This window comes from Parabacteroides sp. AF17-28 (assembly GCF_003479205.1).
In the GTDB taxonomy this organism is placed as follows: domain Bacteria; phylum Bacteroidota; class Bacteroidia; order Bacteroidales; family Tannerellaceae; genus Parabacteroides; species Parabacteroides acidifaciens.
Genome location: NZ_QUGV01000033.1, coordinates 26,793 through 48,730, shown reverse-complemented (window position 1 = coordinate 48,730; position 21,938 = coordinate 26,793). Strand labels below are relative to the sequence as shown.

General features: G+C 51.9%; 17 protein-coding genes. All 17 read right to left on the bottom strand.

All coding sequences use genetic code 11. The annotated features are described in order from the left end of the window. Window positions 1–33 precede the first annotated feature (33 nt). The gene (gene gldN / locus DWW90_RS18465) at window positions 34–1,125 is read right to left on the bottom strand and encodes a gliding motility protein GldN (protein WP_122346037.1); all 1,092 of its coding nucleotides are present in this window, start codon (window positions 1,123–1,125) and stop codon (window positions 34–36) included. Between the two features lie 46 nt (window positions 1,126–1,171). Then, a complete protein-coding gene (gldM, locus tag DWW90_RS18460; RefSeq protein ID WP_122346036.1) occupies window positions 1,172–2,740 on the bottom strand; it encodes a gliding motility protein GldM in 1,569 nt (522 codons plus the stop codon). A 6-nt stretch (window positions 2,741–2,746) separates the two neighbouring features. After that, a complete protein-coding gene (gldL, locus tag DWW90_RS18455; RefSeq protein WP_233547813.1) occupies window positions 2,747–3,820 on the bottom strand; it encodes a gliding motility protein GldL in 1,074 nt (357 codons plus the stop codon). A gap of 17 nt (window positions 3,821–3,837) precedes the next feature. After that, on the bottom strand, window positions 3,838–5,265 hold the full coding sequence (locus DWW90_RS18450; protein WP_122346035.1) for an SUMF1/EgtB/PvdO family nonheme iron enzyme: 1,428 nt from the start codon (window positions 5,263–5,265) through the stop codon (window positions 3,838–3,840). Window positions 5,266–5,268: 3 nt separating this feature from the next. After that, a complete protein-coding gene (locus tag DWW90_RS18445) occupies window positions 5,269–6,213 on the bottom strand; it encodes a type IX secretion system membrane protein PorP/SprF (protein ID WP_115499278.1) in 945 nt (314 codons plus the stop codon). A gap of 111 nt (window positions 6,214–6,324) precedes the next feature. Beyond that, window positions 6,325–6,546, bottom strand: coding sequence for a DUF2795 domain-containing protein (locus DWW90_RS18440; protein WP_005633363.1), 222 nt, complete (start codon window positions 6,544–6,546; stop codon window positions 6,325–6,327). Window positions 6,547–6,617: 71 nt separating this feature from the next. Next, on the bottom strand, window positions 6,618–7,181 hold the full coding sequence (locus tag DWW90_RS18435) for a cob(I)yrinic acid a,c-diamide adenosyltransferase (RefSeq protein WP_122333459.1): 564 nt from the start codon (window positions 7,179–7,181) through the stop codon (window positions 6,618–6,620). 722 nt (window positions 7,182–7,903) lie between these two features. Then, window positions 7,904–8,695, bottom strand: coding sequence for an O-methyltransferase (locus tag DWW90_RS18430; protein WP_122346034.1), 792 nt, complete (start codon window positions 8,693–8,695; stop codon window positions 7,904–7,906). Window positions 8,696–9,056: 361 nt separating this feature from the next. Next, window positions 9,057–10,052 carry a Gfo/Idh/MocA family protein gene (locus DWW90_RS18425; RefSeq protein ID WP_115501230.1) on the bottom strand — a complete coding sequence of 332 codons (996 nt, stop codon included), beginning with the start codon at window positions 10,050–10,052 and terminating at the stop codon, window positions 9,057–9,059. Further along, window positions 10,049–10,813 carry a glucosamine-6-phosphate deaminase gene (locus DWW90_RS18420; protein WP_115501231.1) on the bottom strand — a complete coding sequence of 255 codons (765 nt, stop codon included), beginning with the start codon at window positions 10,811–10,813 and terminating at the stop codon, window positions 10,049–10,051. Before DWW90_RS18420 ends, DWW90_RS18425 begins: the two co-directional genes overlap by 4 nt. Before the next feature lie 14 nt (window positions 10,814–10,827). Beyond that, window positions 10,828–12,144, bottom strand: coding sequence for a sugar MFS transporter (locus DWW90_RS18415; RefSeq protein WP_122346033.1), 1,317 nt, complete (start codon window positions 12,142–12,144; stop codon window positions 10,828–10,830). Then, on the bottom strand, window positions 12,141–13,481 hold the full coding sequence (locus DWW90_RS18410) for a Gfo/Idh/MocA family oxidoreductase (protein WP_122346032.1): 1,341 nt from the start codon (window positions 13,479–13,481) through the stop codon (window positions 12,141–12,143). Before DWW90_RS18410 ends, DWW90_RS18415 begins: the two co-directional genes overlap by 4 nt. A 23-nt stretch (window positions 13,482–13,504) precedes the next feature. Then, entirely contained in the window at window positions 13,505–14,686 is a 1,182-nt protein-coding gene (gene nagA / locus DWW90_RS18405) for an N-acetylglucosamine-6-phosphate deacetylase (RefSeq protein WP_122346031.1), read from the bottom strand. A 92-nt stretch (window positions 14,687–14,778) separates the two neighbouring features. After that, a complete protein-coding gene (locus tag DWW90_RS18400; protein WP_115501235.1) occupies window positions 14,779–15,936 on the bottom strand; it encodes a DNA-binding transcriptional regulator in 1,158 nt (385 codons plus the stop codon). Beyond that, the gene (locus tag DWW90_RS18395; protein ID WP_122346030.1) at window positions 15,929–17,248 is read right to left on the bottom strand and encodes a TolC family protein; all 1,320 of its coding nucleotides are present in this window, start codon (window positions 17,246–17,248) and stop codon (window positions 15,929–15,931) included. The genes DWW90_RS18400 and DWW90_RS18395 overlap by 8 nt, the downstream gene beginning before the upstream one ends. Before the next feature lie 16 nt (window positions 17,249–17,264). Then, window positions 17,265–20,306 carry an efflux RND transporter permease subunit gene (locus DWW90_RS18390; protein ID WP_122346029.1) on the bottom strand — a complete coding sequence of 1,014 codons (3,042 nt, stop codon included), beginning with the start codon at window positions 20,304–20,306 and terminating at the stop codon, window positions 17,265–17,267. A 9-nt stretch (window positions 20,307–20,315) separates the two neighbouring features. Next, the gene (locus tag DWW90_RS18385; RefSeq protein ID WP_122346028.1) at window positions 20,316–21,413 is read right to left on the bottom strand and encodes an efflux RND transporter periplasmic adaptor subunit; all 1,098 of its coding nucleotides are present in this window, start codon (window positions 21,411–21,413) and stop codon (window positions 20,316–20,318) included. Between the last annotated feature and the right edge of the window lie 525 nt (window positions 21,414–21,938).

Sequence of the window (21,938 nt, the reverse complement as noted above, 5' to 3'; positions counted from 1 at the left end):
GCTACAAATATAAGCAAATATCCGTAATAACAACTACCGACGCCGGCGTACACTCCGGACCGGGGCGCTCTTCTGTGCTTTGGGGGCTTTTACTTTGACTTCCTTCTGCTTGCTTTCTTTGACGGCTTCTGTTTTCTGGCCGCGGGCGGAGACGGTTGCGCTCTTGGTCTTTTTGCCTTTTGTGTCGGCGGCAAGCTGAGCGGTGTCAGGTTGCAGGTAGAGAGACTTCTCGAAGGTGACGAGCTGGTTCTCGATGCGTTCCTGTTCGCGTTTCAGCGAGTCGGGTGTCGGGCAATAGGCTTGCAGAGGCTGGTTCATCAGGTTCTGCGTCTTGAAGATATCGCCCTGGAACATGCGGCGGCGGAAGTAGTCGTCGAGCGTGAAGGTCATGGCGTTGTTGATGTTAGACGTCATGATATAGGCGGTGTTGATGTAGGGACGGAGATCTTCGTACGGAATCCAGAACATCGGCATCGTGTTCTGTCCCATATCGTCCACGATCGTCAGGATCGGGCAGATCGCCAGTGTTTTGACATCGAACACGGAGTTGTTCTGGTCGAAGTACCAGGCTTCCTTCACATAGTAGGAACGCACATCGCCGGAAGGGATGTCGCTTTCATTCACGACGAAGCTGGCCGGTTCGTTATTAGCACCCGCCGTCTCTTCGTAGTAGATGCGGCAGCGGTCGAGCATGACTTTCAGGTCGAGCTTGCGGTTGTCGCTAAAGTCCTCGTAGCCGTCCAGGTATTCGTAGGCGGAAAGCTTACCCTCGCAGACCAGCTGAAAGATGATGGAGAACAGGTTCATCTGTCCGTTCATCGGCTGGGTGGGATAGTAAAGGGGCGCGTTCTGCTCCTTCGTCAGATCTATCTGGCGGTAGATGACACGCATCCAACGGGCGTTGCCGACGTGCTGCGTCATCCGTTCGTTCATATCCTGTGCACGCACGGTCAACTCGGGTATGCTGCCTTCTTTATTCTCGTCGGCACGGGCGCCACGACTCGCTTCGGGACCGCGCCGTCTCTGCTGTTGCTGTTGCGCGTTGCCGGCTTCCTCCTGCGCCTGCAGGGGGAGAGAGGCGAACAGGGCGGCAACGAGGGTTGCTATGTAATAAAAACGTTTCATATCTTTATCTATTTGGGGGCGGGTTCGGAACCTGCCCCTACGTTCGTTAATTTACGATTACTTCGACGGTCGGAATGGTTCGTTCCTTGTTGTCCGGACCTAACACTTTCACATGGGTGATGTAGAAGCGCTTGCCTCTTGCCAGGCGACGGATATAGTCTTTCTGGCGTTGTGAGAACTGACTGCCTTGCGTGACTTCCGGGATGATGTTACCCATCGAGTCGTAGAAAGTCAGCTCGAAGCTCAACACCTTGAACGGCACGTTCAGCAGGTCGTCGTCGATAGCGGCCTGGATGCCGTCGGCTTCCAGCAGGCTCCGTTTGGAGAACTGGCCGCCGCGGAATTTGCGGACGTTGCCGTTCTGGTCCTTATACTCGATAAAAGGCATCGGGTCCGGCAGGGGGCGGACACGGAAAGTCGTCTTCGCCATCTCTACGCTGCGCCCGTCCGCCATCTTGGCGTGGACAGAGACGATAGCGTCTGTTCCGACTGTTGCAGGACGCGCTTCCCAGAGGTCGCCTTTACGCGTCAATGTTCCGTTTGTCATAGTGGCCGTCACATTACTGCTCGGTACGCCCGGCACAGCGATACGGATCGGGTTGACATATCCTGCATATAATACATTCATCAAGACCGGTGCAACCGTCGCACTCGGCTCGGTCACGAAATATTCGCTTTCGAACTCGCGGCGCATGACGCTTCCGTCGCTGCCCGGCATTTCGATATATCCTTTCACCGGATAAGTGCCCGGCGTACCGGCTACGGCCGTAAACATACCGTTCGCGTCGTAAGGCAGTTCCTTACCGTTCACAAAGACGGAAGGACGCTTGGTCGAATCGACAGCAGAGAGGACGATATTGGCTCTATACTGGCTGCCACGCATCACGATCTGGCTTTCCGGAATCACCTGTGCGGTGATCTGGTTCACGCGATAGTCGCGCACATCGACACTGCTCAACAGGTTCGACAAGACTTCACCTTCGGCATAGCGGATGTCGCTCTGCATCTTCGTCAACAAGGTGACGGCTGCCGCCACCGGCATATTCTCGAACAAGGCTTCCTCCCACGTACGGGTGTTGATTCCCGCCTTATGGGGCGCCGTCGTCGACAGGCTCGCTTCGATAATGCGGGTCTTGGCGGAGTCTTCCACCATCTCGCCCAACATCATGCGATAGGCCTCGATACTTTTACGCAGGTTCTTCCCTTCACCTGAGACAGGCGAGAGCATCACGCGGGAAGCGGCTTCGAGGTCGTCCTTATGGTCTATGTTATTGACATTGGCATTCTTACCGTCGGCAATCTGCGCGATACGCACCTTCAGGTCCTGCACATAGTTGTACAGGCTGTCGGAAGCTTCTTTCACCTTCATACCTTTTTCGTACCATTCGCGCACCTTTTCGGGATTGCTCTGATAATAGTCTTTCAGCTCATTAGTGACAATATCGTTGCGGCTGGAAGTATTATCGATAGAGGTTCGCAAGCTGTCTTCCACCAGTTCGAAACCGTCGAGCACCTCCGACGACACGTTGAGTGCCATCATAGCGATGAACACCAGATACATCAGGTTGATCATCTTCTGACGGGGCGAATTGGGATTATTTGCTATTCCTGACATATTCGATTACTTCATTGGGTTGTTTGAATACGGAGCCTGCTGTTGGTATCCGTACGGCTGCTGATACGGCTGCTGGTAATTCTGCGGTTGCGGCTGTTGTTGCTGCGGTTGCTGTTGGTAAACAGGTTGCTGCGGCTGCGCGGGTTGTTGATAGCCCATGTTGACTGTCATGGCCTGCAACAGGCGGCTGTAGACCTGGTTCAGTTCAGCCAACTGGCGTGTCATCTTTTCCGTTTCGTTACGGAAGACAGAGCTGTCGACTACAGAGCCGTCGTACATTTCGCGGATGCGGTTCAGGCCGCCGTTGATATGTTCGATCGATTCGATCTGAGAACTGATGCTCTTCAGCTGTATTTCGTAGATTGTGTTCAGGCCGGAGATATTGCGGTTCAGCATCTCCATCTGCTGCACATAGCCGCGTGAATTCTGATTGATGCCGTCGGAGTTGTCCGTGATGCTCTTATAAGAATTAAGCAGCGTGTCGGACACGTTGGTCAGCGAGCTGGTCACCTGGCTGAAGCGCTCCATATGTTCGGACATGCCGGAGAGTTGTTCCAGATACTTCTGGGTGGCTTCCGTCAGTTCCGCCATTTTGGAGATCTGTTCGGCTGCACCGCTCAGCTTCTTAATACTGTCGGAGAGATTCTTGGTGTCTTCTTCGCTTACATCCAGGCCAAGGTTACCTAAGCCGGAAGCAGACTTGCCGCCTATGCTGATGTTCAGACCGCTACCGGCCTCGTCATCCGTTATATTATCCGCCGCATTCATCATACCTGCGATCGTGCTATTGGCAAAGTCCGGACGGTCCAGCGGGTTTTTAGACTTCAAGACGGGGAACACTTCTTCCCAGTGGTATTCCTTGTTCGGACGTTCGAATGCAGAGATAAAGAATACCAACGCTTCGACCGTCATGGCGATAAAAAGGATCTGGTTACCATACGGCAAGTGTAATAATTTGAACAGGGCGCCGATAATTACAATGGAAGCACCCCAGCTATAACAGAAGTTCAGCACTCGCTTACCCTTTTCGCTGGCGAGGTACATTTCGACTCTGTTCTTATATCTTCTATATTTTCCCATGATTGTATATTTCTTTGTTATTTCTTGCTTTTACCTCTCGAGAAACCGATCTGTGTACGGGCGCAACGGAAACCGATGTAAGAACGTGTTTCGTTCTGGTACTCGAAGGTGCGCATATCCGAACGGATGAACTGTGCCACGTCTTTCCAGGAACCGCCGCGAACGACTTTCTTCTTCATCGCGTACGGGTCTTCCTTAGCCGCGTTGTAGCGCAGGTCGGGGTTCATATCGCTCATCTGGCTCGGACCGGACTCGGAATAAGAGGTCGAGGTCCATTCCGCCACGTTACCCGCCATGTCAAACAGGCCGAACTCGTTCGGGGCGAAGGAACCGACACGCGAAGTAATCAGATGCCCGTCTTCCGTATAATTACCTTTTCCGGGCTTGAAGTTACCGAGGAAGCAGCCTTTGCTGTTCATCAGTTCGTCACCCGCCCAGGGATATTTGTTTTCGTTCTTGCCTGTACGGGCTGCATATTCCCACTCGCCTTCGGTCGGCAGACGGAACGGTTCGATCGCCTGTCCGTTAGGGAAGTTCAGGGATTGCTTGAACAAGTCGGTACGCCATACGCAGAAAGCGGTAGCCTGTTCCCAGGAAACACCCACTACGGGATAATCGTCGTAGCCGGGATGCGAGAAATACATACGCATATAAGGCTCGTTGTAAGCATTGTTGAAGTCGTTCACCCAGCAGCTTTCATCCGGATAGACATTCACAATACGGGTATGCAGGAAATCCCAGGGGCCGCTCAGCTGGCGGGTAATGGTTTCGTTCACGATCTCGCCTTCTTCCGTAATGTATGCCGTATCTTTGGAGATCATGATCACCTCGTTCGGGTCGACCTGTATATCGGTATTGCGCACACGGGCGGCGGGGTCCAGATTATGCTTGCGCAGGGCGGCCGACGTGTAGTCGTACCACTCATATTTATAGACCATCTGCTTCGGGTCCAACGTCTTCTCGCCCGTCACCGGATTTACGGTATAGACGCTCTCGATCGCCCGGATCTCGTCTTCATTGGCGCGCTTCCAAGGAATCGGACGGCTCCAGTCGAGATGCGGAGTAACCGGTTCGCCGTATTTGTCTTCGGTAATCTTAAACAGGTCGTTGCCGCCGTATGCAGGGTCGGCCAGACGTTCGCGGATGATAGAGTCGCGCACCCAATACACGAACTGGCGGTATTTGGCATTCGTCACCTCCGTCTCGTCCATCCAGAAAGCATCGAAAGAGACGCCTTTCGTTTCCGGGTTGATCCCCCACAGGGAATCCTTATCGGCGGGTCCCATTTCGAACGAGCCTCTTTTGATCAGAACCATCCCGTAAGGAGCCGGTTCGTTAAACGCAACCGATCGTACCCCTGTCACTTCACCCCCGCCGCCGGAGAGGGTTCTGCCACATGAGGTAAACAAGGCTACTGCCGCAAGTACTAACAATACTTTTTTCATATACTATAATATACGTACACTTTTGTGTCTATTCTTTCCTGACTTCGATTTCTTCAACTTCAATTTATAGCTCACCACAACCTCGTGGCTTCCACTCGTCCCTTTAAAGATAGGTGTGGTTGGAAAATCATAAGCGTATCCCACTTGAAAACTTCCGATCTTCGCCCCTAACAACAGGATCACCGACTCATTCACACGCCAGGAAAAACCTCCGTTAAACATCTTATTATATACCAGCCGTGCGGTAATATCCGCCTGAAAGCTCTGCATATCCGTTTTCAGGAATACAGACGGCTGTAATTCATACAACGGGTTTCGAAACTGAATATTGTATCCGCCCGTGAAATTATATGTGCTGGTGAGATACATAGAAGAATAATCGTCCAAGGCGATCTCCGTTTTGTTCAGGTGCGTGACGCCCAAGCCGGCATAAAACTTCTTATGCGTGTAATAAAGGCCTACATTCATATCGAACCCCATGCCGTTCACCTGTTTCTGCGGGATCGCTTCGTCCTGTTGCTGGTGGAACTGGCTGGTCGGATAAAAGACCTTTTCGCCGTCGAACGACTGGTTCACGAACCCGAACTGGATGCCGGCACTCAACGTCCCTCCGAACAACTTCTGTTTGTAGGCATACTGCAAGTTCAGATGCGTATTCTGGAACAGACCGATCCCTTCGGTAAAGATAACCACTCCCACCCCGTTATTGGTCTTACCTAACTTCAAAGGCATATCCGCATTGATAAAAAACGATTTTGGTGCTCCCTCTATCCCGATCCACTGAAGGCGTGAGAGAGCCAGCATGTTCAAATCTCCCGAAACACCTGCATACGCCGGGTTATAGTATCCCATCGCCATGAAATACTGGCTTAGCTGCGAGTCGTATTGCGCCCGCACCCCCGTGACACTGGTAACTAAAAGAATAATAAGCAGGAGATATTTCTTCATATATCATGAAACGGAACAAATCCAAATAAATTGTATATAAAGCAAACGAGGCGGCGGGATATAGCCCTGCCACCTCGTTATTATTTCATGCCTGTATGCGTTTATCGCACATTAATATTCTTCTTCGTTGAAGAAAAAGTCTTCTTTACTTGGATAGTCGGGCCAAATGTCTTCCATACATTCGTAAATTTCACCCTCATCTTCCATTTCCTGCAAATTTTCAATCACTTCCAGTGGAGCGCCTGAACGTTGTGCATAGTCAATCAATTCATCCTTGGTTGCAGGCCAGGGTGCGTCTTCCAATTTTGAAGCTAACTCTAATGTCCAATACATAGCTGTCAAGTATTAATAACCACCTCGGTGGTTAGGTTCTCAAATTTTCCGCAAAAATAAAACAATATTCTTTAGATGCAAGTATAATCCCAAATAATTTCTTTGCCATTATTCCGCAGACATTCCTTGCGCGCCAGAACAAACAGATAATCAGACAGTCTGTTCATAAAAACGAGAACAGGTTCTTCAACAGGTATCGTCTCCGCCAAACGATAAATCTGGCGTTCGGCACGCCGGCAGACCGTGCGGCAGACATGCGCCAGCGACGCCGAGCGGCTTCCTCCGGGCAAAACGAAGTTACGCATCTTGGGCAGTTCATTGTCGAGGCGGTCTATCTCCTTCTCGATGCGGGTGATCGTTTCCGGTGTCACCCGGCTTTCCACCTTCAGCTCGGTGTTCTCTTGGTCGGTTGCCAGATAGGAGCCGATTGTAAACAGTTTGTGCTGGACGAACAGCAAGAAATCCTGGTCGGCCTGTTCTTCCAAAGAAGTGATCAACAAACCGATGAACGAATTCAGTTCGTCGACCGTTCCGTAACTCTCAATACGCTGGTGTGCCTTCGATACGCGCTGTCCACCCACCAGGGAAGTGGTCCCCTTATCACCGGTACCGGTGTATATTATGCTCTTTTTCATATGACAATAACTTGGTTCTTTATTATATAAGCGTACATCCTCGCCGGATGTTGCAAAAAAGGAGTACAATATTCGCCAGAATCTATGAGCTGTGCAAGGATTCGGATTATTTATTTCGGCGGAAAAGGCGATTTAGAAATAAAAAGTTTTGAACCACTAAAAATAGAGATATACAATAACCCCCTTTTTGGCCGTTTTTCTATTTCGCCCGAAATCTTGATCCGTTTTGGATTGACTCTTTTCACGGTTTTAGCCTTCCCGGCCGACACTCTATAAAAAAAGGTGCCGAGCCCATTCCAAAAAGTGTGCAATTTGATTGTTGAAAGGCGGAAACGCCGACAATGTGATAAACCTTAACTCCCGGAGAATCGAATATTTCAAAACAAAACGGACGGCGTTCCAAATATCCAAAGAAAATTTTGGAAGCTTGTTGCCGTGAAGTGCGCAGAAAATTGCCTTGACCCGGCACTTCATCGCTCTGAAGATTGACTTCGTGCTATATGAAGTCCGACTTCAGGGCAATAAAGTTCCGGATCAGAGCGATAAAGTCCCTCTTCATGGCGATAAGGTACCGGATCATAAGAAAAAGTCCCTTTTTGACGGCTGAAAAGTGGGTTGACATTTATTGGATTTCAGATGTCTTTCGAGACTGAAAAATCCATTTTATACAATAAGCCCCCTAAAATAGTTGCAAGTTAAGAGTTATTACCCCAAATTCCATATTAGAAGTAAACAATATAATCCCTCTTATGCAGCCGCTTGTTAAAGAAAACGATCCCCATCGAATAGAGGTCGATCGTCACGGTCACTTCCGGATGCCGGCAGATTTCCTGCCAGAAGTCGCGCATCTTGCGGCTTGCCTTGATGCCTTCGAAGACGAAGACCGTATCGCCGTGCACATGCTTCAGGCATTCTTCGAACAGCCAACAGTTATTTTGCTGCTCATACAGGGTATTGAAAAACACGAAATCGAGCTGCGGCATCTCCTTCAGCGCTTCGGGCAGTAAATCCTTATAGCTGCCGACACGCAAGTCGATCGGGCTGCGCGCCGCTTTGTCGAAAGCGATACGGGCGATAGAGGCAAACTCGGGGACAGTCTCCAAAGCGATACACCGCACATCCGGCGAGTAGGAAGTCAGATACAAGGTCGACAGGCCCATAGAAGGGCCAAACTGAAGGATATGCCGGGACTTGAAATAGTTGGCCAGGCGAAAGAGCAAAGCGCCGTGTTTCGCCTGGATCGCTTCCCGCTCAACGATCTGCCCGATCGTACGGCTGCGCAACCGGCCTTTCTGCCGGCGATCGGGATAAGTGATCCGATTGTCGCGAAAAAGAAGCTGCTTACGGATCAGTTCGATATCGTAGAAGCTGTAATAGGGACAACGTTCCTCGATCACTTTCGTAATCAGGTTGAAGACAAAAGGGGAATGGACGCCGAAACCCTTGCGGTAACGGATGCCTCGATAGAGAAGTACGCCTTTTCTTAGTGTATTAGCTTTGGGGATTATCTGCATGAATTATTAATTATAGGTTTTACCTTCGGGGGTAAATGATGATTTAACGGTACATTTCTACTCGTGCCTCAAGCTCTCTTTTGCCGTCCGTTTCAACGGACGGATGAATAAATCCCCGGCTTTGCCGGATTCCTCTGTGGATTTTAATCCCTTTCAAATTAATAGGACAGTCCTTATATTAAAGGGACTGAAGTCCACAAAGGAAGAGGCTTTGCCTCCAATTCTTTTAACCGTTCGTTAAAACGAACGGCAAAAGAGAGCCTGCGGCACGGGTAGAGATGCACGGCCGTGCATCTCTACAGACCGATAAATCATCATTTACCTGCAATAATAAGGCAAAGTTAATACTTTCTACCTAAATTCAGCGCACAACGGGAGCCTCTTTAGCGGCTTTCTCGTATATGGCTTTCATGCTCACGGGCTTACCGCCCTGCCGCTTGCTTTCGTTGGCGGCTTCCATAAAGGTGTATATTTCGATTGTTTCCGACGGGTCGACGGGCGATACGCGGGTCTTGAAGAAGGTCAGGATCGTTTCCAGCAGTCGCCCGTAGCCTTCGTAACCGCCGGCGGGGAACATCTTCTTCTCGCAGAAAGCGGTCCCGCCATACGGACGGGCGCCTTCGCGCAAGCCTCTGAACGTGCCGATGCGGCCGTCTTTCCAGATGCCGGTGGCGACATCCGTTCCTTCGGTGGAGGCGCAGGAGACGGTTTCACATCCTGTCCCCATCAGCGTATAAAGTGTTTCCACGCCGTGAATGCCATACCAGTAAAATCCGGCGTGCGAAGGTTCTTCTGTACAGGGCGAATAGCAGTCGGCACCGACCACTTTGCCCTCTTTGCCAGCCCGCAACTCCTGGTTCCTCGGAGAATAGCGGAGGGCAGAAGAGGAAAAGATCGGGACGCCCCGTTCAGCGGCGAAACGGTAGATCGCGATTGCATCCGGCAGCGTGGCGGCTACCGGCTTATCGAGGAACAGGGGTTTGCCGCTTTTGATCACTTCCGCCGCCTGCTCGAGATGAAGCGTCCCGTCATTGGTTTCCAACAGGACACAATCGACCGTCCGCAACAGTTCGGCTATCGAAGAGGTGATCTTCACACCGTTTTTCTTCGCTCCCTCCGTATATTCGGGAATGCGTTTCACACTCGACTCGATCGTCTTCGAGCCGTACGGATAAGCGGCTACGACCTTAAAGCCTGCATATTGAGGTTCGGGATCGGCCGCATTCAACAGGCGGATAAAGGCCTCGGAGTGCGACGTGTCGAGTCCGATCACGCCTACACGGATCACTTCCTGCGCCTGAAGGCCGGCCCAGGCCAACAAATGAACCAGCAACAGTCCTATCATTCTATGTCTCATATCGTATGGTTGTTTAAAAGTGAAGCACTATCGGTATCCAGATAAAGCCGCGCATGCGCTTTGCGGCGGAGAATGGTGGAGGGATACTTCTCGCAGACGGGGGCGTAGAGCGTATTACGGACTGCCTCCGCTTTCGTCAGGGCCGGCACGATACAGAAGGTGTACGGGGCGGACATCAAGACGGGAATCGTGAGGGTAAAAGCCTGCGCCGGCACATCGGCAAGGGTGGCGAAGCAGCCGTCGTGCACCTGTTGCGCCCGGCATTGCGGGTCGAGGTCGACGACTTTCACCGGCAGCGGATCGTTGAAGTCAGCCACGTGCGGGTCATTGAAGGCGATATGTCCGTTTTCACCGATTCCCATGCAGACGATATCGACGCCTTTACCGGCTAACAGGCGGGCATACGCGTCGCAGGCGGAGCGTGGATCGTCAGTCTCTTTCGGGATATAGAAGACTTCCTTGAAAGGGACACGGTCGAACAAACGTTCTTTCAGGAAATTGCCGAAACCTTGCGGGGCATCCGGGGAGAGGCCGATGTATTCGTCCATGTGGAAAGCGTTGATCCGGTTCCAGGGGATGGAAGAATCGGCTGTCAGGGCCGACAGGAACTCGTTTTGCGAGGGGGCGGCAGCGAAGATCATGCCGATCTCCGCTTTCCTTCCCAACAACTCCCGTATAGCTGCCGAAACATCGGCTGCGGCCTGCCCTCCCATCGCCTGCCTGTCCGGGAAAATATCGATTGTAAGATTATCTATTTTCATTCTATTTTGATGATTTATTTTCTATTCCAATTCGTGATCCTGTATCCGTAGACCGCATACCAGATCAGATACAGGAAACAGGGGATCAGCACCCAATATCCCTGTTGCAGCGAGGTTGCATCCGCCATCTTGCCGTAGACAAGCGGCAGGATGGCATTTCCGCACAAGGCCATCACCAACAGGGAAGAACCGATCTTCGTGAACCGTCCCAGGTCGCGGATCGCATGCGGCCAGATGCCGGCATAGATCAGTGAGTTGGGAAAGCCCAAAGAGGCGAGGAACCAAATGGAGAGGTTCGCATCGTGCCCCAGGAAAGAAACATCCGCATCGGCAAAGACCACGCCAAAAGAGAGCACCAGCCCCAACGCCGTACAGATAATCAGTGCATTCTTTTGTGAAAGCACCTTCGGGATCAACAGGATGCCTAACATATAGCCTAAGATAGTCGCCCCTAAGGTATAAGCCGGAAAGAACTTCGCCTCGAGCAATCCCACGCCCATCGAACCGGCATAGCTGATGATCGTATCGATTGCGATCACCTGCGTACCGACATGCAGGAACAGCGCCAGGACGCCCAACACCAGATAGGGAAACTGGAAAACGGAGGTCTTATCGGAATTGGCAGCCGCTACTTTCTCGTCTTCATCCTCCGGATTAATATCCGGCAACACCGAACGATAGATGAACAGACCGATCCCCACCAGTAAAAGCGCCAACACGCTGTAAGGCAGGATCACGCCCCGGATCAGTTCGTTCAGCGCGGCCTCCTTGTCCGCACCTGCCAACAGCCCCTCTTCGACTGTCCGCAGCAGTTCCTGGCTCTTGCCCAAAACCACCGCTGCAAAGATCAGCGGAGAGACAATGCCGGCAAACTTATTACAAACTCCCATGATACTGATCCGCCGTGCCGCGCTCTCGATCGGTCCGATAATGGTGATATACGGATTGGCCGAGGCTTGCAGGACCGACAGCCCTGTTCCCATAGTGAACAGTCCGGCCAGGAAAATCCAGTAAGCCCGGTTCAGGGCGGCAGGCACAAACAACAGCGCTCCGGCGGCCAGGCAGAAAAAGCCGTACATCATCCCTTTCTTATAGCCCGTCCGCTTCAACAGGTAAGCCACAGGGACGGACATCACCAAATAGGCAATATAAAAGGAGAAGGTGACAAAATAAGACTGATAGTTCGTTAGCTCGCACGCGATCCGGAAATAGGGGATCAGGATCGAGTTGACCCACGACACGAAGCCGATAATAAAGAACACGACTCCGATAATCGCAATGCCGATCATCACCTGCCGCCTGTCCGCAACCTGATTCACGACCGGTTTCATAACTTCATCTCCCAGCCTTTTTCGTATGTCCGCGCCCAGTATTTGGCGGCGGCATCCTTATTTTGGATATGTCCGTTGGAGGGATCGATCACGAGGCGTTCGGCCGAACGTTGCGCTACATTTCCCAACTGCACCAGCAGCGTGCTTTTGTGTCCGGAAAGGATATCCGCATGCAACGGCGCGCCTTTCGTAATGCCGTCGAAGAAGTTCTGGATATGAAGGGCATCCAGCTGTTGCGCGGGATTCATCTTGTTGCGCGGGTCGATCTGGATTTTGCTGGTGACGTGTTTGATCACCTGGTTCTTATGATCGAGTATCTTGTATTCGTTTCCGCCGCCGATCAGCAGGTTCGCTTTCTCGCCGTAGAACAGGAGGCCGACGACTTCGCCTTCGATGCGGAACGGGTTGCAGCAATGGCCTTCCCACATCATCGACTTCTTGCCGCCGAAATCCAGGTTGATCACCTGCGTATCGGGCGCTTCCCAATCGTCCTTATAATAGTAGCGGCCTCCGGTCGATTCGACGGCTGTCGGATAATCCAGGTCCATGCCCCAGCGCAGCAGGTCGATCATGTGCGTGCCGTTGTTCAGCGCCTCGCCTGTGCCCCAACGCCAGAACCAATGCCAGTTGTAATGGACGAAATTATCCTTGAAGGCGGTACGCGGAGCCGGTCCTTGCCAAAGCTCCCAGTCGAGCCATTCCGGGACGGGCGTTTCTTTGCCGATACCGATCGAAGCGCGGTTGTTCGTGTACCAGGATTTGCCGAAATAGACATTCCCGATCGTTCCGGATTTGATTTCATTGATTGCCTCCACTATATTCGGCCACGAGCGGCGCTGGTTGCCCATCTGGACCACCCGGCCGTATTTCTTCGCCGCCTCGACCAGCATCTCGCCTTCCGCCGGAGAATGGCTGCACGGTTTTTCCAGGTAAACGTGTTTTCCGGCTTTCATCGCCAACAAAGCGGCGGGTGCATGCCAATGGTCCGGCATGGCGATCACGACGGCATCCACATCCTTATGCTCGAATGTCCGGCGCAAGTCTTTGTCGCCGGCAGGCTTTTCACCGGTGATCTCATCCACTGCGGCGATACATTTGGACAAGGCTCTCGAATCGACATCGCAGATGCGAGTGATGCGGCAATTCGGCTGTTTGGAAAAGTTCTGCGCCAACGCTTTCCCGCGCGAGTTGACACCGACGACGGCCGCATTTATCCGCTCGTTCGCCCCTACTATATTGGCATAACTCCGGGCACTGAAACCCGGCAGGATTCCTCCGAACGAAGCGATCGCCGTTCCTGCTGCCGCTCTCTTCAAAAAACTACGTCTCGTGATCATAACTGATTATTTTAAGATTATATTTATTTACAGGCTATTGTCTTTCCGTCGATCAGCGTCCGGGCGACACGGATATGGTCGTCGAACAGGATGATATCAGCATCTTTTCCTGTTTCCAGGCTGCCTTTCCGGTCGCTGACGCCTAAAATACGGGCGGGCGTGGCAGTCATCATCTTAACGGCATCCGTCAGCGGAACACCGGCTGTTTCGACCATTGTCCGCACCAGGCGGTCCGCCGTAGCGACGCTCCCGGCAAAGGCGCTCCGGTCCGGCAGTTTGGCGACTCCGTCTTCCACCACAACTGTCTGCCCTTCTTTCAGGCTTCCCAACTTATAGGCTCCTTCCGGCATGCCGGCTGCACGCATCGAATCGGTAATCAGCGCGATCCGGTCCGCCCCTTTGAATTTATAGATCAACTGTAACAGGCTTTTCGGCAGGTGGACGCCGTCCGCGATAATCTCCACATCCATCCCGTCGAGCAGGAAAGCCGCCTCGACAGCTCCGGCATAGCGATAGGCGTTCCGGCGGGTGACACCTTGCATGCCCGAATAGAGATGCGTCATCAGGGAATATCCGGCTTCGAACGCTTCCATCACTTCTTCGCACACGGCATCCGTGTGTCCGACCGACGGCAGGATCTTCCGGCTGCTTAACAAACGCCCTAACTCGAGGGCGCCCGGCAACTCCGGCGCAATGCTCCAACGAACGATGTCGTCCGAGGCTTCCAATATCTTTCCGTAATGTTCCGGGACGGGCTGTTTCAGATTAGCCGGGTCTTGCGCACCGCGCTGGCTATAGGCGAAATAAGGGCCTTCCAGGTGGATGCCTAAGAACTGCGCTCCCTTTGTATTACGGGCTTTTGCTTCCCGGTAAATATCGAACATATGGAATAATTCTTCATCCGGGCAGGTAAGCGTTGTCGGCAGCAAGGCTGTCGTCCCATAGCGGGCGTGTGTTTCCGCAATGGTCAGGTAAGCATCGACAGTGGCATCCATAAAGTCCGCCCCGCCGGCACCGTGCGTATGCAGGTCGATGAATCCGGGAGAGATATAATAAGAACGGGCATTGATCACTTCGCCCGAAAGCGGCTCTTCGGGATCGCCTTTTCCCAATGCGGCGATTTTGCCGTCTTCAATGACGACATATCCGTGTTCCCATATTTCGTCCGGCAAGACCAGGCGTCCGTTTATCAATGTTGTTCTCATGGCTATCCTGATTTATCTATGCGCAAATTAAGCACATTATTTTACGCAATCAGGGTATAATCACGAAACAAAATCCTCAAAATACGAATACTTTAACGAATGGTAAATCTTTTCCGGTATTGAAGGGGTGTCATCTCCTTCATCTTTACGAAGATGCGCGAGACATTCTTATAATCGGGGAATCCGGCACCGGCAGCCGCTTCGGTCAAAGGCAGATCGGTTGTGATCAGCAGGGCGGCAAACTTCTCGATGCGTTGTTGCTGGATATATTGGTAGACGGACATTCCCGTTTCGCTCTTGAACTTCTTTTCCAGCACGCGGCGGGAATAAGGGATAATCCGGATCAGGTCGTCGACGGAAAGAGGGTTGCAATAGTTTTCATCGATATAAGCCAAGACTTGCCCGATGTATTTGTCGGAGACGGCAAAACGTTCGGTCGAACCCCGGGAGACAATCCGGACCGGCTTAATGATCACGTCGGCGGGAGCCGTTATTTTCTTTTCGATAAACTGATGAAGCAATTTGCCGACTTCGTAGCCTCCGTTCTCCACATCCAACTCGATCGAAGAGAGGGCCGGGTCCGAGATATTACAAAGCAGGTTGTCATTATCGACTCCTAAGACGGCGATATCGCCGGGGATATCGATATTATACATCTTGCAGACTTCGGTGATCTGCAGCGCGTAATAGTCGTCGCAGGCAAAAAGGGCGATCGGCTTGGGCAAGTCGAGCAGCCACCGGCTGACACGTTCCGCATCAAAGTTCCACTGCCCGTCGGACAATTGCCTGCCGTCGTCAAAGGTATAAACCGGATAGCCTTTCTCCGACACGGCGTCCCGGAATCCTTCGCCCCGTTCGCGCATCCAGACCGTATCGGTAAAACCATAGTAGGCAAAGGCCTTATATCCTTTCCGGATGAAAAATTCGGCGGCCATGACGCCTGTCCCGTAATAATCACCTGTCAGGTTCGATAGCCCGTGGCAACGTTCCTTGTAGTTCTGGACAATGATCGGGATGTCGAGGCGGTTCAGAACATTCAGGTCCACATCGGTCAGCTGCGCAATAATCGCATCGGCGCCCCATTCTTCCGCCCAACGGACAACACCTTCATCTCCGTGAAGCTCACGGTAATACAACGGCATCCGGTAGAAGACCCAAGGGCCGGCTTCACGGGCATATCGGACGACGCCTTCGAGCAGGCTGCGCCCGTATCCGCTGGAGAAATCCGTCAGCAGGAGAATCTTAATCATGGAACATATTCATAATTTGTCCGCTGAGCTGCAAAAGGGATATTTCGCATATCTTAGTGGAATATTCGGCGATAGACTGCCGCTCTTCGGCTTCCAACAGGCTGTTCTGCGCCTCACGCAGTTCGATACCGGACAGGTCACCCAGTTTATAGCGGTCGATCGCAATGCGGTAGTTCTCCTGTGCGGCGACCAGGTTCTCTTTTTCCAGGCTCCACAGGTCGAGGTTATTCCGGTAAGCCATCCAGAAATTGCTCATGTTCGCCCGGAGCGCCAGCTCCATTTCGCGGGTGCGCAGTTCCTGGTTCTCGATCTGGATGCGGGCATTCCGTTGTTCGCGTTTCCGGTTGAAGCCGTCGAAGACGTTAATACCGACAGTGACGCCATAGTTCAGCCCGAGACGGCGTTGCAGGTCGGTCGCGCCCACTTCGTACCAGTTCGCCGTATAGCCGTACCCGGCGTTCAGCTTGACATACGGATAGTTGCGGCTCCTGATCTTCTTATAGTCCAACTCCGAAATAACCTGGTTCTTTTTCGCGATCAGCAGGGATGAATTGGAGGCAAGCGTGCTTTTCCAGAGCTCCACTTCGTCAAGGAGCGGATTAGGCGTAATGAGGGAGTCTTTGATCTGCACCTGTTCTTCCACATCGTCCAAAGCCATCAACTGGTTCAGGCGGATGCGGGATGTATGCACCTGTTCCAACTGGTTCAGGACGTTGGAACTGTCGGCATTGAAGTCGACCTGCGCCTGCTGGAGGTCCAGGCGGGACATCGAACCGATATAATAGCGCTCTTCGACAATACGCAGACGTTCGCGGGAAAGGTCGAGCGTGGAACGCAGGTTGCGCAGGCGTATCTTCTGGCGGATCAGGTTATAATATTCGCTCGACAGATCGGCGACAAAGTCTTCGATCGTCATCCGGGTATTCAGCTCGCCCAGGTTCTTCAGTTCCTTCAACCTGTCGTAAGTCGCCTGTATTCCTAACCCGTCGAAGACGGTCCAGTTCACATTCAGGCCGACATCGGCCGTCTCGTTATTCACGCCGTTTATCTTCTCCGTCGTGCCATCGGACAGTTTGTTGTTGTTATTATTGACCGAGCCGCTGAAACCGCCGCTCAGATCGACTGTCGGCAGGTAACCGGCGTTGCCGGGAGTCGCATTGTTATCGCTCACCTGTTGTTCATTACGGATGATGCGGATCGAATAGTTGCGTTCCAATCCGGTCTGGATGCAATCATCCAAGCTGAATATCCGTTGCGCACCGGCCGGAACGACCGCAAAAGCTATACATATTAATAAAAGAAGTCTCTTCATATCTCGCAAATAACTTTCAATTTTCAACTTTCAACTTTTTCTGTCTGTCCGTAGAGATAAAGCTGTACATCGCCGGAACGATAAACAACGTCAGGAAGGTGGAAACAATCATACCTCCCACAACGGCGATACCCATCGCAATACGCCCTTGCGCTCCCTCACCGGAAGCATAGACCAGCGGAACCAATCCGAGAATGGTCGAAATACTGGTCATCAGGATCGGGCGCAGACGTTGCGTGGAAGCCGAACGGATCGCTTCGGCCATGCTCAATCCGGCCTCTTGCCGCTGGTTGGCAAACTCGACGATCAGAATACCGTTTTTCGCCACTAAACCGATCAGCATGATAATACCGATCTGGCTGAATATATTCATGGTCACACCCGAATAGCTCATAAACATCAAAGCTCCCGCAATAGCCAGCGGAACGGTGAACATCACCACCAACGGGTCTTTGAAGCTCTCGAACTGGGCCGCCAACACCAGATAAATCATAAACAGCGCCAGGATCATGGCAAACATCAGACTGGACGAACTCTCACGGAACTCTTTCGACTCACCGGAAAGCGCCGTACGGAAACTGTTGTCCAATGTCTCGGCGGCAATACGGTCCATCTCGTCCAGACCATCGCCAATCGTATATCCTTTATTCAACCCGCTCGACACGGTTGCCGCCACAAAACGGTTATAGCGGTACAACTGGGGCGGCGCCACATCTTCCTTCAAGGTGACCAGGTTATCCAACTGGATCATCTCGCCGGCATCACTGCGGACATAAATAGACTTCAGGTCCAGCGGCGTATTACGCTGCTGCCGGTTGATCTCACCTAATATCTGGTATTGTTTCCCATTCATATAGAAATAACCCATACGCTGGCCGCTCAGCGCATACTGCAAGGTCTGGGCAATCGTACGGGTGCTGACACCCAACGAAGAAGCCTTGTCGCGGTTGATCTCGATACGGGCTTCAGGCTTGGTAAACTTCAGGTTTACATCTGCCATCTGGAAGACCGGGCTTTCACTTACTTTCTGCATAAAGGCTGGTAAATGTTCCTGTAGTTTCTCCAGGCTGGTCGCCTGCAAAACATACTGCACCGGCATTCCTCCGCGGCGGCCGCCGAAAGTAGACTGCTGCTGGACGAAAGCACGGGCTTCGGTTTTATCACGTACATTTTTGGACAGGACGTCGGCGATCTCCATCTGCGAGCGCTTGCGGTCTTTGATATCCGGAAGCAAAACAGAAATAAACCCATTCCCGCTATTGGCGCGAACCGTCAATGCCTTCCGTTCCGGCGCTAACGTGTCGGCCATGGCTGCTATCTGGTCCGTAAAGTCGCGGATAAATTCGAACGTCGCCCCTTCCTGGGCACGGATATTGATCGAGATGGAAGAACGGTCTTCCAACGGGGAAAGCTCGGAGCGGATCGTCCGCCAGAAATAGCCGATAGAGCCAAACAGGATGACAATGATCGGTATGGCCCACAACTTATGGTTCAGGAAACCGTTCAGCGCTTTCGCATAAACAGTATTCATCCCGTCGAAGAACGGTTCCGTCTTGGTATATAGCCAGCCTTTGTTTTCACGCTTCTTCAGCAACTTTGTCGCCAACATCGGAGTAAAGGTCAACGCCACAAAAGAGGAGATCGTCACTGATCCGGCGATCACAATACTGAACTCTTTAAACAAACGTCCCGTCATACCTTCCATAAAGACGATCGGGAGGAACACGGAAACCAGCGTTACAGTCGTCGACACAACAGCAAAGAAGATTTCCCTCGACCCTTCAATACCAGCCTCTTTCGGCTCCATCCCCTGCTCGATACGCACGTAGATATTCTCCGCCATCACAATCGCATCGTCCACAACCAGTCCGACCGAAAGCACCACCGCCAACATCGTCAACACATTGATGGAAAATCCGGAGACATACATCACGAAGAAAGCTCCCACTAAGGAAACCGGGATTACCACAACCGGAACCATCGTCACACGCCAGTCACGCAGGAACAGGAAGATAATCAGTACCACCAACAGGAAAGCGACATAGATCGTCTCTTCCACCTCTTTGATAGAGGCACGGATAAAACGGGTATTATCGTAGACCATTTCGACCGTCACATCGTCCGGCAGGTCTTTTTCGAGCTGTTCGATACGTTTGTAGGCTTCGTCGGCAATCTCGATCTGGTTGGCGCCGGGCTGCGGGATGATGACGTCGATCACCATCGGCTCGCCGTTCTTACGCATCACGCTTCGCAAATCTTCCGGGCTCACCTCGGCACGCCCGACATCCTGGAAACGGATGATATTCTCGCCGTCACGTTTAATAATCAAATCGTTAAATTCTTTTGCCGTATGCATCAATCCGAGCGTACGGATAGACAGGTCGATCGTATTCCCTTCGATACTGCCGGAAGGAAGCTCGACATTCTCCGCATCCACCGCATTTTTGACATCCAACGGGGTCACACTGTAACCTGCCATCTTGATCGGATCCAGCCACAGGCGCATGGAATAGCGTTTCTGTCCCCAGATATCGACACCGCTCACATTGGGGATTGTCTGGAGGCGCTCTTTCACCGTCAGTTCGGCAATCTCACTCAACTCCATCAACGACCGTTTGCTGCTTCGGATACCGATCTGCATGATCGGCGTCGCATCCGCATCCGCCTTCGACACCGTTGGCGGGTCACAGTCGCGGGGCAGGTAACGCTGGGCGCGGGAGACTTTATCACGCACGTCATTCGCCGCCGTTTCCAAGTCGACAGACAATTCAAACTCTACCGTAATACGGCTACTACCCTGGCTACTGACGCTACTGAGCGAACGGATGCCCGGGATACCGTTAATGTTCTGTTCCAACGGTTCCGTGATCTGGTTCATGATTACCTCCGCATTCGCACCCGGATAGGATACGTTTACCGAAATAATCGGGTTATCCACACTCGGGAACTCACGAACACCCAAGAACTTATAACCGATCATCCCGAACAACAGGAGAATCAGCATCATCACGGTCGAGAGTACCGGCCTTTTTATGCTTATTTCAGAAATATTCGCCATGCTACTTCGTTACTTCAGGTTATCAATCGCCACTTTCATTCCCGTACGAAGCTGCATCACCCCGGAAGTGATCACCGTATCGCCCACGCTCAAGCCTTTCAATACCTGAACCTGGCTTTCCGTACGGAGCCCCAAGATGATCTCGGCAGGTTCCGCCACGCCGCTCTTATACACATAGACAATATTCTTTCCCATTTCGGGGATCAGCGCCTCACTGGGGATCGCTAACGCGTCCTTTATCTCGCGGCGGGTGATCTCGACGGAGGTATAGCGTCCCGGTGCAATCGATTCATCCCTGTTCGGATAAGTCGCACGTACTCTCAACGAACGGGTCGCTTCGTCGATCTTGCTTTCCACCGCATAGACGGTCGCCTTATAATCCTGCATCATTCCGACAGACGAGTTCATCCGGAAAACGATCGGCGTGCCGTCTTTTACATCCGTTGCATAACGTTCGGGGATCGAAAATTCTATTTTCAGGGGAGATATTTTAGTCAATTTGGAGATAACCGTCGAAGGGGAAGCATAAGCACCTTCGCTGACATTACGAAGACCGATAATCCCGTCGAACGGCGCCCGCAGTTCTGTCTGGGCGATATTGGCCTTAACCAGCTCGATGTCCGCCATCAGCTTCTCATACTCGGTTGCCACCTGTTCGTAGGCTTCCTGGCTGACGGCATCTTTTTCCAACAACGTATGCTGGCGGTACACGCGGTCTTTGGCCAACGGGATCTGGGCTTCGAGTTTTTTCAACTCGGCCTGCAACGGTTTGTCATTGATTTTAGCAAGAAGATCACCCTCTTTCACATGCGTACCTTCCGTAAAGTAGATTGCCACAATCTTCCCGGACGACTCGAACGAAAGATCGACCTCTTCATCGGGAATCGTACTTCCCGTCACGATGGCCTTATCAGTAAGAGACTGATATTTCAGCACTTCCGCGTTAATATTTAAAACTTGTTTCCGAATCTGGCTACCCGCCGGCGGAACCACTTCGGTTGCATCCTTGGATGCTTTCATCCTGCTTTTAATCTGCGGGTAAGCGATCATTCCGGCAATCATCAAAAAGATTACAGCAGTAACGCTCCATTTCACTCTTTTCGTCATATTCTTCCTGGTATTCTATTAAAAACACTATCGACTTGTAAATATACATAAGTACACGGGAATATAGACGAAACGGGAATGAAAAGGTTTAATAAAAAAACAAATTTTATTTTCAAAAAACATCTCATGTAAAGAAATTGACAATAACCCCCTTTTTCCCCGTTTTTCTATTTCAACCAAAATCTTGAACCATTTTGAAGTGTCTCTTTTCTCGTTTTTAGCCTTTCCAACTGACACCGGACGGAACGAGCTGCCGAGCCCGTCCCGAAAAACGTGCAATTTGATTGCCGGAAAGCGTAAACGCCGGCAAAGTGATAAACCTTAACTCCCGGAGAATCGAATATTTGAAAATAAAACGGACGGCGTCTCAAATATCCCAAGGAAATTTGAGCGGCTTTTGGGCATGAGGACGGTCGTTTTTCAAAAGAAGACGGTCGTAATCGCCATTGCGACCGTCCTCATGGGTGATGCACTCGGCACCTCGCGAAGATTAGAACGGTCGCAATGGCAAAGAGGACGGTCGCA

Excerpts from the sequence above, each read along its gene's own strand:
- gldN (WP_122346037.1), bottom strand. The coding sequence starts at position 1,125 with ATGAAACGTTTTTATTACATAGCAACCCTCGTTGCCGCCCTGTTCGCC.
- gldM (WP_122346036.1), bottom strand. The coding sequence starts at position 2,740 with ATGTCAGGAATAGCAAATAATCCCAATTCGCCCCGTCAGAAGATGATC.
- gldL (WP_233547813.1), bottom strand. The coding sequence starts at position 3,820 with ATGGGAAAATATAGAAGATATAAGAACAGAGTCGAAATGTACCTCGCC.
- DWW90_RS18450 (WP_122346035.1), bottom strand. The coding sequence starts at position 5,265 with ATGAAAAAAGTATTGTTAGTACTTGCGGCAGTAGCCTTGTTTACCTCA.
- DWW90_RS18445 (WP_115499278.1), bottom strand. The coding sequence starts at position 6,213 with ATGAAGAAATATCTCCTGCTTATTATTCTTTTAGTTACCAGTGTCACG.
- DWW90_RS18440 (WP_005633363.1), bottom strand. The coding sequence starts at position 6,546 with ATGTATTGGACATTAGAGTTAGCTTCAAAATTGGAAGACGCACCCTGG.
- DWW90_RS18435 (WP_122333459.1), bottom strand. The coding sequence starts at position 7,181 with ATGAAAAAGAGCATAATATACACCGGTACCGGTGATAAGGGGACCACT.
- DWW90_RS18430 (WP_122346034.1), bottom strand. The coding sequence starts at position 8,695 with ATGCAGATAATCCCCAAAGCTAATACACTAAGAAAAGGCGTACTTCTC.
- DWW90_RS18425 (WP_115501230.1), bottom strand. The coding sequence starts at position 10,052 with ATGAGACATAGAATGATAGGACTGTTGCTGGTTCATTTGTTGGCCTGG.
- DWW90_RS18420 (WP_115501231.1), bottom strand. The coding sequence starts at position 10,813 with ATGAAAATAGATAATCTTACAATCGATATTTTCCCGGACAGGCAGGCG.
- DWW90_RS18415 (WP_122346033.1), bottom strand. The coding sequence starts at position 12,144 with ATGAAACCGGTCGTGAATCAGGTTGCGGACAGGCGGCAGGTGATGATC.
- DWW90_RS18410 (WP_122346032.1), bottom strand. The coding sequence starts at position 13,481 with ATGATCACGAGACGTAGTTTTTTGAAGAGAGCGGCAGCAGGAACGGCG.
- nagA (WP_122346031.1), bottom strand. The coding sequence starts at position 14,686 with ATGAGAACAACATTGATAAACGGACGCCTGGTCTTGCCGGACGAAATA.
- DWW90_RS18400 (WP_115501235.1), bottom strand. The coding sequence starts at position 15,936 with ATGATTAAGATTCTCCTGCTGACGGATTTCTCCAGCGGATACGGGCGC.
- DWW90_RS18395 (WP_122346030.1), bottom strand. The coding sequence starts at position 17,248 with ATGAAGAGACTTCTTTTATTAATATGTATAGCTTTTGCGGTCGTTCCG.
- DWW90_RS18390 (WP_122346029.1), bottom strand. The coding sequence starts at position 20,306 with ATGGCGAATATTTCTGAAATAAGCATAAAAAGGCCGGTACTCTCGACC.
- DWW90_RS18385 (WP_122346028.1), bottom strand. The coding sequence starts at position 21,413 with ATGACGAAAAGAGTGAAATGGAGCGTTACTGCTGTAATCTTTTTGATG.